Annotated in this window: 14 protein-coding genes; all 14 read left to right on the plus strand. The window is 60.3% G+C overall.

Annotated features, from left to right (window positions below; all coding sequences use genetic code 11):
* Positions 1-3 precede the first annotated feature (3 nt).
* The 14 genes from cbiD (at position 4) to cobT (ending at position 11,848) form a co-directional block, all read left to right on the plus strand.
* Positions 4-1,122, plus strand: a complete 1,119-nt coding sequence (gene cbiD, locus EH207_RS06465) for a cobalt-precorrin-5B (C(1))-methyltransferase CbiD (protein ID WP_137715284.1) — start codon at positions 4-6, stop codon at positions 1,120-1,122.
* Positions 1,119-1,721 (plus strand): cobalt-precorrin-7 (C(5))-methyltransferase, encoded by a 603-nt coding sequence (locus tag EH207_RS06470; RefSeq protein ID WP_137713231.1) that lies wholly within the window; start codon positions 1,119-1,121, stop codon positions 1,719-1,721. Before cbiD ends, EH207_RS06470 begins: the two co-directional genes overlap by 4 nt.
* Positions 1,711-2,280 (plus strand): decarboxylating cobalt-precorrin-6B (C(15))-methyltransferase, encoded by a 570-nt coding sequence (locus EH207_RS06475; RefSeq protein WP_137713232.1) that lies wholly within the window; start codon positions 1,711-1,713, stop codon positions 2,278-2,280. The genes EH207_RS06470 and EH207_RS06475 overlap by 11 nt, the downstream gene beginning before the upstream one ends.
* Positions 2,273-3,082 carry a cobalt-precorrin-4 methyltransferase gene (locus EH207_RS06480; protein WP_137713233.1) on the plus strand — a complete coding sequence of 270 codons (810 nt, stop codon included), beginning with the start codon at positions 2,273-2,275 and terminating at the stop codon, positions 3,080-3,082. Before EH207_RS06475 ends, EH207_RS06480 begins: the two co-directional genes overlap by 8 nt.
* Positions 3,063-4,124 (plus strand): cobalt-precorrin 5A hydrolase, encoded by a 1,062-nt coding sequence (gene cbiG, locus EH207_RS06485; RefSeq protein ID WP_137713234.1) that lies wholly within the window; start codon positions 3,063-3,065, stop codon positions 4,122-4,124. The genes EH207_RS06480 and cbiG overlap by 20 nt, the downstream gene beginning before the upstream one ends.
* Positions 4,118-4,843 (plus strand): precorrin-3B C(17)-methyltransferase, encoded by a 726-nt coding sequence (locus tag EH207_RS06490; protein ID WP_137713235.1) that lies wholly within the window; start codon positions 4,118-4,120, stop codon positions 4,841-4,843. Before cbiG ends, EH207_RS06490 begins: the two co-directional genes overlap by 7 nt.
* Positions 4,840-5,634, plus strand: coding sequence for a cobalt-precorrin-6A reductase (locus EH207_RS06495; protein ID WP_137713236.1), 795 nt, complete (start codon positions 4,840-4,842; stop codon positions 5,632-5,634). The genes EH207_RS06490 and EH207_RS06495 overlap by 4 nt, the downstream gene beginning before the upstream one ends.
* A 3-nt stretch (positions 5,635-5,637) precedes the next feature.
* Positions 5,638-6,447 (plus strand): sirohydrochlorin cobaltochelatase, encoded by an 810-nt coding sequence (gene cbiK / locus EH207_RS06500; RefSeq protein WP_137713237.1) that lies wholly within the window; start codon positions 5,638-5,640, stop codon positions 6,445-6,447.
* The gene (locus EH207_RS06505; RefSeq protein ID WP_137713238.1) at positions 6,447-7,166 is read left to right on the plus strand and encodes a cobalt-factor II C(20)-methyltransferase; all 720 of its coding nucleotides are present in this window, start codon (positions 6,447-6,449) and stop codon (positions 7,164-7,166) included. The genes cbiK and EH207_RS06505 overlap by 1 nt, the downstream gene beginning before the upstream one ends.
* The gene (locus EH207_RS06510; protein ID WP_137713239.1) at positions 7,163-8,698 is read left to right on the plus strand and encodes a cobyric acid synthase; all 1,536 of its coding nucleotides are present in this window, start codon (positions 7,163-7,165) and stop codon (positions 8,696-8,698) included. Before EH207_RS06505 ends, EH207_RS06510 begins: the two co-directional genes overlap by 4 nt.
* Before the next feature lie 141 nt (positions 8,699-8,839).
* Positions 8,840-9,385 (plus strand): bifunctional adenosylcobinamide kinase/adenosylcobinamide-phosphate guanylyltransferase, encoded by a 546-nt coding sequence (cobU, locus tag EH207_RS06515; protein ID WP_137713240.1) that lies wholly within the window; start codon positions 8,840-8,842, stop codon positions 9,383-9,385.
* Positions 9,382-10,128 (plus strand): adenosylcobinamide-GDP ribazoletransferase, encoded by a 747-nt coding sequence (gene cobS / locus EH207_RS06520; RefSeq protein ID WP_137713241.1) that lies wholly within the window; start codon positions 9,382-9,384, stop codon positions 10,126-10,128. Before cobU ends, cobS begins: the two co-directional genes overlap by 4 nt.
* A 34-nt stretch (positions 10,129-10,162) precedes the next feature.
* Complete coding sequence (locus EH207_RS06525; RefSeq protein ID WP_137713242.1) at positions 10,163-10,780, plus strand: adenosylcobalamin/alpha-ribazole phosphatase; 618 nt, start codon at positions 10,163-10,165, stop codon at positions 10,778-10,780.
* Between the two features lie 72 nt (positions 10,781-10,852).
* On the plus strand, positions 10,853-11,848 hold the full coding sequence (gene cobT / locus EH207_RS06530; protein ID WP_246048959.1) for a nicotinate-nucleotide--dimethylbenzimidazole phosphoribosyltransferase: 996 nt from the start codon (positions 10,853-10,855) through the stop codon (positions 11,846-11,848).
* Positions 11,849-11,917: the final 69 nt, after the last annotated feature.

Genomic DNA, 11,917 nt, shown 5'->3' on the forward strand with positions numbered 1-11,917 from the left:
CAGATGGATACCGTCTGGCATCACGGCAGGCAATACCGGAAAGGCTACACCACCGGTTCGTGTGCGACTGCGGCGGCTAAAGTGGCGGCGCTGATGGTACTGCGCCAGCAGGTGATCGAACAGGTTTCGATCGTTACTCCGTCAGGCGTTACGCTGTATCTCAATGTGGAACAGCCGCTGATTGAAGGAGAGCAGGCGACGGCCGCGATCCGCAAGGACGGCGGGGATGACGTCGATGCCACACACGGTATGCTGATTTTTGCCCGTGTCGCCTTGCGCGATCGCACTGACATTCATATTTCGGGCGGCGAAGGCGTCGGCACGGTCACGCGTAACGGCATCGGCTTGGCGGTCGGCAGTGCGGCGATTAACCGTACCCCGCGGCAAACCATTGAAGCGGCGGTACGTGAGGTGATTGGCCCGTTGCGCGGGGCCGACATCACCATTTTCGCCCCGGAGGGCGAGGCGCGGGCCAAAAAAACCTATAACGGACGGCTGGGTATTCTCGGCGGGATTTCCATCATCGGCACCACCGGCATTGTGACGCCGATGTCGGAAGAAAGCTGGAAACGATCGCTGGCGCTTGAACTGGAAATGACGCGTGCGGCGGGGCAGGACAAGGTGATTCTGGTGCCCGGTAATCACGGCGAGCGCTTTGTCCGTGAACAGTTCGGGCTGGATGGTCAACGGGTGGTCATCATGAGCAACTTTGTCGGCTATATGTTGCAGGAGACGGTGCGGCTTGAATTTCGCCGCGTGGTGCTGATCGGTCACCCCGGCAAGCTGGTGAAAGTCGCCGCCGGGATCTTCCATACCCACAGCCATATCGCCGATGGGCGTATGGAAACCCTGATTGCGCATTTGGCGTTATTGGGCGCGCCGCACCCTTTACTGCTGGCGGTCAATCAATGCGAAACCACGGAAGCCGCAATGGAACTGATTGAGCAGCACGGTTTTCAGGCGGTGTATACGCATATTGCCCGGCGTATTTGCGAGCGGATAAACCAGATGCTGCGCTTCTCCGTCGCGCCGCCGACCGTCGATGCCATTTTGTTCTCGTTTGACAACCAGGTGCTGGGCAGCAACCGGGCGGTTGAAGAGATTGTGGAGGCGCTGCGATGATCACCGTGGCAGGTATTGGCCCCGGCGCGTTGGCGCATCTGACGCCGGAAGCGCGACACGCGATTAATGCCGCCGACGTTTTGGTCGGGAGCGAGCGCCATCTGGCGATGTTTGCTGATTTTCGCGGACCAACCCGCCAGTTGGATGCCGATCTGCCGGCGTTGATAACCTGGCTGGCCGAGCGGCAACGGCGCAATATCGTAGTGCTGGCATCGGGCGATCCGCTGCTGTATGGCATCGGCAAATTGCTGTCGGCCCATTTCGCTGCTCAGTCGCTGCGGATTATTCCCGGCATCAGCGCCGTACAGTATTTGTGCGCCCGCATCCTGCTGGATATGAACGATCTCTACCTTGCCAGCAGCCACGGGCGGGAGCCGGATTTCGACTGGCTCCTGCAACATGACAAAGTGGCGATGGTGACGGATGGACGTCTCGGCCCACGGGCGATCGCCGATGTCATCCTGCAACGCCGGCTCACCCGCACGCTGATTATCGGCGAAAATCTTTCCCTGCCGGATGAGCGTATCCATCGCTTGCAACCGGCTGACGTGGCGCAACGCTATGACATGAACGTGGTGGTGATCCTCAATGAGAGATGACGAATTTTTACGGGGCCAACGGGTGCCGATGACCAAAGAGCCGGTTCGCCTGCTGGCGCTGGAGCGGCTGGGGCTGGCCGGGGCGCGGCGTCTGATTGATGTGGGCGCCGGTACGGGCAGCGTGGCGCTGGAAGCGGCGCTGCGATTTCCCCGGTTGCAGGTGACGGCCATTGAACGCAATCCGGCGGCGCTGGCGCTGATTGCTGAGAATCGACAGCGTCTGGGATGTCAGAACATGGAGATCATCGCCGCCGACGCGCCGGTTCCGCTGGAGATCCTTGCCGACGCGGTATTTATCGGCGGCAGCGGCGGGCGACTGACGGCCCTGATCGACTGGGCGCTGGCCCATTTGCATCCCGGCGGCCGCCTGGTGCTGACATTTATTCTGCTGGATAACCTGCAAACGGCGTTGACGCATTTACGCTCGCTGAACTTGGCTTCGTTGGAATGCACGCAACTCCAGGCCGCCGCGCTGACGAAGCTTGGCAACGGCCATTATTTTAAACCCGGCAATCCCACCTATCTCATTTCCTGTTGCAAGGAGGAAGAACATGCCTGAACAGCGCGGGGTACGGCGCGCGCCTGCCGCCCGAACGGATTTCAATACCCGAAAGGTCTGGTTTGTCGGGGCGGGGCCGGGGGATCGCGAGTTGATTACCCTGAGGGGCTACCGCTTACTGCAACAGGCGGACGTGGTGATTTACGCCGGTTCGCTGATCAATACCGAACTGCTCGGCTACTGTCGCCCGGACGCGGTCTGCCACGACAGCGCCGGTCTGACGCTGGCGCAAATCACCGCGCTGATGGTCAACGGCGTGAGGGCGGGCAAGCTGGTGGTGCGGCTGCAAACCGGCGATCTCTCGCTGTACGGATCGATACGCGAGCAGGGAGAAGTGCTGGCGGAGCAGGGGATCGGCTTTGTGTCGGTGCCGGGGGTGAGCGCGTTTCTGGGGGCCGCGGCGCAGCTTGGCGTGGAGTACACCGTGCCTGAAGTGGCGCAGAGTTTGATCATTACCCGTATTGCAGGCCGCACGCCGATGCCGCCGCGGGAACAACTGGAAGCCTTCGCCGCGCATCAAACCTCGATGGCGATCTTCCTGTCGGCGCAGGACATTCAAGGCGTGGTCGAACGGCTGGCCGCGGGAGGCTATCCGCTCTCGACGCCTGTCGCGGTGGTGTACAAGGCGACCTGGCCGGAAAGCCGCACGGTGCGCGGTACGCTGGCGGACATTGCCGGACAGGTCCAGGCGGCGGCAATCCGCAAAACGGCGCTGATTCTGGTCGGCGCCTTTCTTGGCGAGGAATACCACTATTCCCGGCTTTATGACGCGGAGTTTAGCCATGAATATCGTCAGGCCTGAGCCGATAGCGCTGTTTTGTCTGACGCCCGGCGGCGTTCGCCTTGCCCGGCGTTTGCAGCCTCATTTATCGCTCATCTGTTTTACCAGTGAAAAATTGCTGGCGCCGGGATTCGTCGCGTTCAACGGCAGCTTTGGCGACACCATGCGGGATGCGTTCAACCATTATGCCGCGCTGGTGGTGATCGGCGCGGCAGGCATCACGGTACGGACGATCGCGCCGTTGTTGAATGACAAACTGACCGACCCGGCGGTCGTGGTGATTGATGAGCGGGGGCAACACGTTATCAGCCTGCTGTCCGGGCACGTTGGCGGCGCCAATGCGCTGGCGCGCCACCTGGCCGGGTTGCTGGGCGCCGTTCCGGTCATTACCACCGCCACAGACGTCAATCAACTGACGGCGCTGGATACGCTGGCGACACAACTGGATGCCGGGATGCGGGATTTTCGCCATGCGGTAAAGACCGTCAATCAGATGCTGGTCAGCGATCGCAACGTCGGCCTGTGGTGGGATGCGTCATTACACCGCGAGCGCGAGCGCTGCGATGTGCGCGGTTTCATTCCGGTAGCGCGTCTGGAAACGTTGCCTGAACTGGATGCGCTGGTGTGCGTCAGCCTGCGCGATAGCCTGCCTGATTTACCGTTGCCGGTGTACAAACTGGTGCCACGCCGTGTGGTGGCCGGGATCGGCTGCCGTCGGGCGACGCCACTGCAAACGCTGGACGCGCTGTTGTCGCGGCAACTGGCGGAAAATCATTTCGATCTGCTGGCGCTGCGGGCGATTGGCAGCGTCGCCATCAAGAAAGATGAACCCGCGTTGCATCAACTGGCGCAACGCTGGCGCGTCCCCTTTGAATTGTTCAGCGTCGAGGCGCTTCGCCGCCATGAGGCGCGGTTTCCCGTTTCTGATTTTGTCCGTCAAACCCTCGGCGTCGGCAGCGTGTCGCAGCCTGTCGCCTGGCTGATGAGTGAAGGCCAACTGGTTGGCGATACCTTGCGTCAGCAGGGGGTCACCCTGACTCTGGGAGTATTGAATTTATGTTAACCGTGATCGGCATTGGGCCGGGCAGTGAAGCCATGATGACGCAGGAGGCGGTTGCCGCTATCCGTGATGCGGAGATCGTGGTGGGCTACAAAACATATACCCATCTGGTGAAGCCGTTGACCGGTGATAAGCAGGTGATCAAAACCGGCATGTGCAAAGAGATCGAACGCTGTCAGACGGCGATTGATCTGGCCGTGGCGGGCCGCAATGTGGCGTTGATCAGCAGCGGCGACGCCGGAATTTATGGCATGGCCGGGCTGGTGCTGGAGCTGATCGGTCAGCAACAGTTGGATCTGGAGGTGCGTCTGGTGGCGGGGATCACGGCGAGCATCGCCGCCGCGTCGCTGTTGGGCGCGCCGCTGATGCATGACTTCTGCCATATCAGCCTGAGCGATTTGCTGACGCCGTGGCCGGTGATTGAGAAACGCATCGCCGCCGCTGCGCAGGCTGACTTCGTGGTGTGTTTTTACAATCCGCGCAGCCGCGGCAGGGAAGGCCATTTGGCCCGCGCGTTTGAGCTGATGAAACCGTGGACCTCGCCGGAGACCCCGGTGGGGGTGGTGAAAGCCGCGGGGCGTAAGAAAGAACAGAAGTGGATCACCACCTTCGGCGACATGGATTTTACCCCGGTGGATATGACCAGTCTGGTGATCGTGGGGAACAAAACCACCTATTGCCGGGACGGATTGATGATCACGCCGCGAGGTTATGTGCTTTGAGCCGTCCACCGATCCATATTTTTGGCGGTACCCGCGACGCCCGACTGATCTGTCAGGCATTGGATGCCGCCGGAGAACGTTACCGGCTGTCGGTCGCCACGGAAACCGGCAAACAACTGGCAGGCAATATTGCCGGTGAGGTGGTGGTGGGGCGCATGGATGCGGAGCAAATCGCGGAGTACCTGGCGGCCCGGAAAGTGCGTTGGGTGATTGACGCTTCCCATCCGTACGCCGAGGCGCTGCACCGGAATGTGGCTGCCGCTTGCCATCGATTGCGCCTGCCGCTTACCCGCTATCAGCGGCCAAGCGATATCGACGCCATCGATCATCCGCTGCTGCACAAGGTGCCGGATCTGGCCGCGGCCTGCACGATTGCCCGGACGCTCGGCCCGCGGGTGTTGCTGACCACGGGCAGTAAAGATCTGGCGGTATACCGGCAAAACCTGCCGGGTAAATATTTACTGGCGCGCGTATTGCCGACGTCTGCGGTGCTGGCGCAGTGTGAAGCGCTGGGGTTTGGGGTTGAGCAGATTATCGCCCAGTGCGGGCCGTTCAGCGCCGAGTTCAATCAGGCGCTGTACAGGTTCTGCCAGCCGGATGTGGTGATCACCAAAGAGTCCGGCGCCGAGGGCGGTTATCAGCAAAAAGTGGCGCCCTGTCTGGCGCTGAAGATTCCCTGCATCGTGGTATGCCGCCCGGCGCGATTGGCTGAGCATGGCGGAGAGGATCGGGTCGCTTCACTGACGGCGTTCGCTCATCGTCTGGCCGGTTGGCAGACGCAACGAGGATAAAACATGAAAAAGGCACTGTTGATTATCAGTTTTGGCACCCGCTATCCGTCTACCCGGCGGAAGAATATTGATGCCTGTGAACAGCACCTTGCGGCGAACTGTGATGATCGCGATCTATTCCGGGCCTTTACCTCGGAAATGATTATCCGCAAGCTGCGCGACCGCGACGGTTTGCTGATTGATAACCCCGCTCAGGCGCTGCAACGGCTGGCGGACGAAGGCTATCAGGATGTGGCGATCCAGTCTCTGCATGTGATTAACGGCGACGAGTATGAAAAAGTGGTCAGCGAGGCACGGGCATTTCGCGCTCGGTTTCAGCGTCTGGTTGTGGGCGCGCCGTTATTGAGCCGTTTTGATGACTACCAGCAACTGATCACGGCGCTGAAAGGACAGATGCCGGCGTTGCAGGCCGATGAACGGGTGATCTTTATGGGACACGGCGCCAGCCATCATGCGTTTTCGGCCTATGCCTGTCTCGATCATCTGATGATCACGCAAAATGTCCCGGCGCTAGTCGGCGCGGTGGAAAGTTATCCTGAGATTGATCACCTCATCGGGCGATTGCGGCGACAGGAGGTGCGCAAAGTCCATCTGATGCCGCTGATGCTGGTGGCGGGCGACCACGCGATTAACGATATGGCATCGGATGATGCGGATTCCTGGAAATCACGGATCGAAGCCGCGGGCATTGCCACACAAAGCTGGCTGCAAGGGTTGGGTGAAAATCCGCTGATCCGCGACATGTTTTCCCGGCATCTCGACGCGGCGTTGCGCGATGAACCGTTGCGTGATGAAGAACAGGAGGTGGCGTAATGGGCGGCAGACTTTATGCGTTGGGCGTCGGCCCCGGCGCCGGCGATTTGATTACCGTGCGCGCGGCGCGTCTGATTGGCGCGCTCGATATCCTGTATGCGCCGGCAGGACGTAAAGGCGGTGACAGTCTGGCGTTATCCATCGTGCGTGAGTATCTGTCGCCGTTAACGGAAATCCGTACCCGTCACTTCCCCATGCGTGCAGAAAACGACGAGAAAGAGGCCGTGTGGGATGAGATGGCGCAGCAGTTGACGGATGATGTTGCCCGCGGCAAGCAGGTCGGCTTTATCACGCTGGGGGATGCGATGTTGTTCAGCACCTGGGTGTTCCTGCTGGCCCGGATTGGACGACCGCCGTGGCTGGAAATCGTGCCGGGGGTGACCTCCTTTGCCGCGATTGCCGCCAGAACCGCGTTCCCGTTGGCGATGGAGCAGCAATCGCTGGCCGTTATGTCCTGCACCGCGCCGGAAGCCGAGTTGGAGCGGGCGTTGCTGACTCATGATTGCGTGGTGCTGATGAAGGTTTACGGCCGGTTTGCCGCGATACAGGCGCTGTTGGCAAGGCTCAATCTATTCGACCACGCGCTGTTGATGGCCGATGCCTCTATGCCGGGCGAGCAGTGCTGGCGGCATTTGGGTCAGGTCGCCGACGATCGGGCGTTACCCTATTTCTCCACCATTATGGTGAACAAACGGTGGCGTGCTGAGGCGTTGCCATGAGTCTGTGCATCATGATTCAGGGAACCGCGTCGGATGTCGGTAAAAGCATGCTGGTCGCGGGATTGTGCCGCATCTTGGCACAGGACGGTTACCGCTGCGCCCCGTTTAAATCGCAGAACATGGCGTTGAATTCGGGCGTTACGCCCAACGGCGAAGAGATGGGACGGGCGCAGATTTTTCAGGCGGAGGCGGCAGGTATCGAGCCGGATGTGCGCATGAATCCGGTTTTGCTCAAGCCGACCTGTGATCGCAAATCTCAGGTAGTGCTGATGGGCAAGGTCGCCTGTCATCTGGATGCGGCGGCGTATCACCAATATAAACCGCTGTTACAACGGCAAATCAGCGAGGTTTACCACAGCCTGGCCCGCGAATATGACGTGATGGTGCTGGAAGGGGCGGGCAGCCCGGCGGAAATCAATTTGCGCGATCGGGATATCGTCAACATGGGCATGGCGGCGATGGCCGATGCGCCGGTGTTGCTGGTGGCGGATATCGATCGCGGCGGGGTGTTTGCCGCGATCTACGGTACGTTGGCGCTCTTGCCGCCGGAGGAGAAAGCGCGGGTAAAAGGGGTAATTATCAATAAATTCCGCGGCGACGCGGCGTTGCTAACGCCGGGGGTGGCGCAAATCGAAGCGCTGACGGGCGTACCGGTGATTGGCGTTATGCCGTGGCTGGATGTTGAGCTGGAAGATGAAGACGGCGTGGCGCTGCAAACCGGGAAATACGTTGGCGCGCCGCGCCAGGCGCTGGATATCGCCGTGATTCGACTGCCGCATATCGCCAACTTTACCGATTTTAACGCGCTGGCGGCGCAGCCCGACGTCAGTTTGCGCTATGTCGCCACGGCGTCGGCGCTGGCGGGCGCGGATTTGATTATTTTACCCGGCAGTAAAAATACGCTGAGTGATTTGCGGTGGCTGCAACAAAGCGGGTTGTCCGCTGCGCTCCGGGCGCGGCATCAGGCCGGCGCCGCCATCGTCGGCATTTGCGGCGGTTATCAGATGCTGGGCCGCCGGATTATTGATGGCGTGGAGTCGGGTATTGCCCGGATGGACGGATTGGGGCTGCTGGATGTGGAGACCACGTTTGCGCCGGAGAAAGTGACGGCGCGGGTGACGGGAAACTGTCTTCGCCGGTTGCCGGGGCTGTTGGCGACGGGCGCGGAGTTACCGGTTAGCGGCTATGAAATACATATGGGCGAATCGCGGCTTGGTCGGCGAGCGGCGCCTTTTATCTCCCTGACGCAGCGCAACGGGCAGGCGACGGCGTGCTATGACGGGGCGATCAACGTCGACGGCAGCGTATTCGGCAGCTATCTTCACGGCCTGTTTGATAACGGTGAGTTCACGCGCGCGCTGCTGAATACGCTGCGTCAGCGCAAAGGTCTGGCGGCATTCGAGGGCGAAGTATTGGATTACGCCCGCCACAAGCAGCGACAGTTTGATATTTTGGCGGCCGCCATGCGGGAGCATATCGATATCGGGGCGATATATCGGTTTATGAGGGGAGGCAAAGGGCCGGAGAGGTAGCAGGCAAAAAGCGCCGGACTTTTTCAGCAATCGCAGAAAAGGGGCATTCCCTTCTGGCGTAAGCGGTGACCCAATGCCAGGAAAAAAGAGAGGCGGGCGGGTGCAAACCAGCAGGTTTAATTTCATGAACAGGAGTCGCATTTGATTTTAATTACTGGCGGTGCCCGAAGCGGCAAGAGCGCGCTGGCGGAAAAGCTGGCGACGCAGTGCCGCGATCGGGTGCTGTATATCGCCACCTCGGTCGTGACCGATGACGAAATGGCCGATCGCGTGCGGCTGCACCGCGAAAGCCGTCCGGCGCACTGGCGGACGTGGGAAGGTTACCGTGATTTGGGCAAGGTGATCGCGGAGCAGGCTGCCGCGGATGAAGCTGTTATTCTGGAGTGCATCACCACCACGATCGCCAATCTGTTATTTGCTCAGGCCGGCGATACGCCGCCTGAACAGATGGATTTCCCGGCGATGGAAGCGGTGATCCAGCAACAAATCGAGGAGTTGATTGTAGCCTGTGTACAGAGTCCGTCGCCGATCTATCTGGTGACCAATGAACTGGGGATGGGCATAGTGCCGGAAAATCGGCTGGCCCGGCATTTCCGCGATATTGCCGGACGCGTCAATCAGCGTCTGGCTGCGGCGGCGGCGTCCGTCTATCTGGTGGTGTCGGGGATAGAGGTAAAAATCAAATGAGTCTGCGGTTGTTTTTGGCCGCCTTGCAATTCATGACCCGTATCCCGGTGCCTGAATGTTGGACGCAAGGGCTGGCTATGCGGCAGTACGCGCGCGGTATCGTCTGTTTTCCGCTTATCGGGCTGATCGTCGGGGCTATGGCGGGGAGCGTATTTACGCTGCTGGCTCCGTGGTGCGGCCTGCCGCTGGCGGCGCTGGCCTATGTGCTGGCGTTGGCGTTGATAACCGGCGCTTTTCATCTTGACGGGTTGGCCGATACCTGCGACGGCGTGTTTTCCGCCCGCCAGCGCGAGAAAATGCTGGAAATTATGCGTGACAGTCGGCTTGGCGCCAACGGCGGGCTGGCGCTGATTTTCATCGTCGCGGCCAAAGTGTTGGTCGTCAGTGAACTGGCGCTGCGCGGCACGTCCATGCTGGCGATGTTGATGGCGGCGCCGGTGGCCGGACGTACGGCGATTGTGCTGCTGATGTACCGGCAGCGCTACGCCCGTGAAGGTCAGGGGCTGGGGAATGTGTATATCGGTCAGGTGAACGCGGGAGAAACGCTGGCGACCCTGATTGGCGGGGCGCTGCTGGTTGGATTAACAGGCCAGGCGCGGGCATTGCCGTCATTGGGAATAACGCTGCTCATCATCTGGCTGATGGGCGTTTATCTGCGGCGTCGGTTGGGCGGACAAACCGGCGATACGCTGGGCGCGGCGGTAGAAGTGGGCGAACTGGTGTTCTTACTGGCGTTGCTGTAATGAACGGCGTGAAAGCGAAGAATAGAGGAAAAGCATGCGGCTGTTTCTTGTCAGACATGGTCAGACCGAGGCCAATCTCAACGGTGTTTTCTGCGGTGCAACCGATGTCCGCCTGACGGATACGGGGGTGGCGCAGGCCCGGCGGGTGGCCGGCTGGCTGAAGGATATCGATTTCACCTCCGCAACGCACAGCGGGCTGACGCGGGCGCGGCAAACCGCTGAAATCCTGCTGCAACCGCACGCACTTTCCCCGGTCGCGGATAGGGCATTGAACGAGATGGACTTTGGCGACTGGGAAATGCGTCATCATCGGGATTTACAGCAGGAAGATGCGCAAAACTGGGCTGCCTGGGTTGCCGACTGGCAGAATGCGCGTCCGACGGCAGGGGAGTCGTTTGCTGAGTTTTCAACGCGTATCGAGCCTGTCATCCAGACATTGCTGACGCAGGAGGTTCAGGGAAATCATTTGTGGGTTGCGCATCAGGGCGTACTGAGTTTGCTGCTGGCAAGGTTATTCGCCATGCCCGCCGCAGCCATGTGGCATTTTCATTTTGAACAGGACTCATACAGCGTACTGGATATTCGTCATGGGTTTGTCACGCTGCTGGCCTTTAATCATCGGACATATTGGCAACCGGAAAAACGAGAATAATCTATGCACCCACATTCAGCATTCACCCTTCCACAACTGGTTGAATCCATTATTCCTCTGGATCAAGAGGCGATGCAGCGGGCGTCGGCCAGAATTGATGGGTTACTGAAACCGACGGGCAGTCTGGGCCGCCTGGAAGCGCTGGCGGTTCAACTGGCGGGCATGCGTGGTTTGTCCGGGCATCGGGTCGGGCGTAAACAAATTCTCGTGATGGCCGCCGATCACGGGGTGTATGACGAAGGCGTGGCGATTTCGCCGCGGGCGGTAACGGCGATTCAGGCCGCCAACATGGTCAAGGGGATTACCGGTGTTTGTGTGCTGGCGGCCAATGCGAATACAGAGGTCACTGTTGTGGATGTGGGGATCGACAGCGAACCGTTGCCCGGCGTACTGAACATGAAAGTCCAGCGCGGGAGCGGCAATATTGTCTGTGAGGCCGCGATGACACGTCAACAGGCGCAAGCGTTACTGTGCGCCTGCGCACAGTTGACCATCGAGCAGGCGGCGGGTGGCGTCAAGGTGTTTGGCGTGGGCGAGCTGGGCATGGCGAACACCACCGCCGCCGCCGCAATCATCAGCGTCATCGCCGATCACGATCCGCATCAGGTGGTAGGCATCGGAGCCAATTTCCCCCGCGATCGCCTGCACCATAAGGTCGCCGTCGTACGCAAGGCCATCGCATTCAATCAACCTGACGCGCAGGATGGCATTGACGTACTGGCTAAGCTTGGCGGCTTCGATCTGGTCGGTATGGCGGGCGTGATGCTGGGCGCGGCCGCGGTTGGGCATCCGGTGGTGCTGGATGGCTTTCTTTCCTATGCGTCCGCGCTGGCAGCCAGCCTGATCGCACCGGCGGTGGGTGATTATCTGATCCCTTCGCATCTCTCTGCGGAAAAAGGCGCCGCTATCGCCTTGCGCCACTTGCAATTGGAACCCTATCTGCAACTGGGGATGCGGCTTGGAGAAGGCAGTGGCGCAGCCATCGCCATGCATCTGATCGACGCCGCCTGCGCGATGTACAACAACATGGGCGCGTTGGCGGACAGCAATATCGTATTGCCGGCGTAGCCTGATTGATATTTTTTCTGTGGCCGAAAAGGTGATGCTTTTTCGCCACACAGCAGGACGTGTTCTCCC

This window comes from Brenneria rubrifaciens, from assembly GCF_005484945.1.
Taxonomy (GTDB): Bacteria; Pseudomonadota; Gammaproteobacteria; order Enterobacterales; family Enterobacteriaceae; genus Brenneria; species Brenneria rubrifaciens.

Bases quoted from the DNA above. Each gene is read 5' to 3' on its own strand.
- cbiD (WP_137715284.1), top strand. From the start codon at position 4: ATGGATACCGTCTGGCATCACGGCAGGCAATACCGGAAAGGCTACACC.
- EH207_RS06470 (WP_137713231.1), top strand. From the start codon at position 1,119: ATGATCACCGTGGCAGGTATTGGCCCCGGCGCGTTGGCGCATCTGACG.
- EH207_RS06475 (WP_137713232.1), top strand. From the start codon at position 1,711: ATGAGAGATGACGAATTTTTACGGGGCCAACGGGTGCCGATGACCAAA.
- EH207_RS06480 (WP_137713233.1), top strand. From the start codon at position 2,273: ATGCCTGAACAGCGCGGGGTACGGCGCGCGCCTGCCGCCCGAACGGAT.
- cbiG (WP_137713234.1), top strand. From the start codon at position 3,063: ATGAATATCGTCAGGCCTGAGCCGATAGCGCTGTTTTGTCTGACGCCC.
- EH207_RS06490 (WP_137713235.1), top strand. From the start codon at position 4,118: ATGTTAACCGTGATCGGCATTGGGCCGGGCAGTGAAGCCATGATGACG.
- cbiK (WP_137713237.1), top strand. From the start codon at position 5,638: ATGAAAAAGGCACTGTTGATTATCAGTTTTGGCACCCGCTATCCGTCT.
- EH207_RS06505 (WP_137713238.1), top strand. From the start codon at position 6,447: ATGGGCGGCAGACTTTATGCGTTGGGCGTCGGCCCCGGCGCCGGCGAT.
- EH207_RS06510 (WP_137713239.1), top strand. From the start codon at position 7,163: ATGAGTCTGTGCATCATGATTCAGGGAACCGCGTCGGATGTCGGTAAA.
- cobS (WP_137713241.1), top strand. From the start codon at position 9,382: ATGAGTCTGCGGTTGTTTTTGGCCGCCTTGCAATTCATGACCCGTATC.
- EH207_RS06525 (WP_137713242.1), top strand. From the start codon at position 10,163: ATGCGGCTGTTTCTTGTCAGACATGGTCAGACCGAGGCCAATCTCAAC.
- cobT (WP_246048959.1), top strand. From the start codon at position 10,853: ATGCAGCGGGCGTCGGCCAGAATTGATGGGTTACTGAAACCGACGGGC.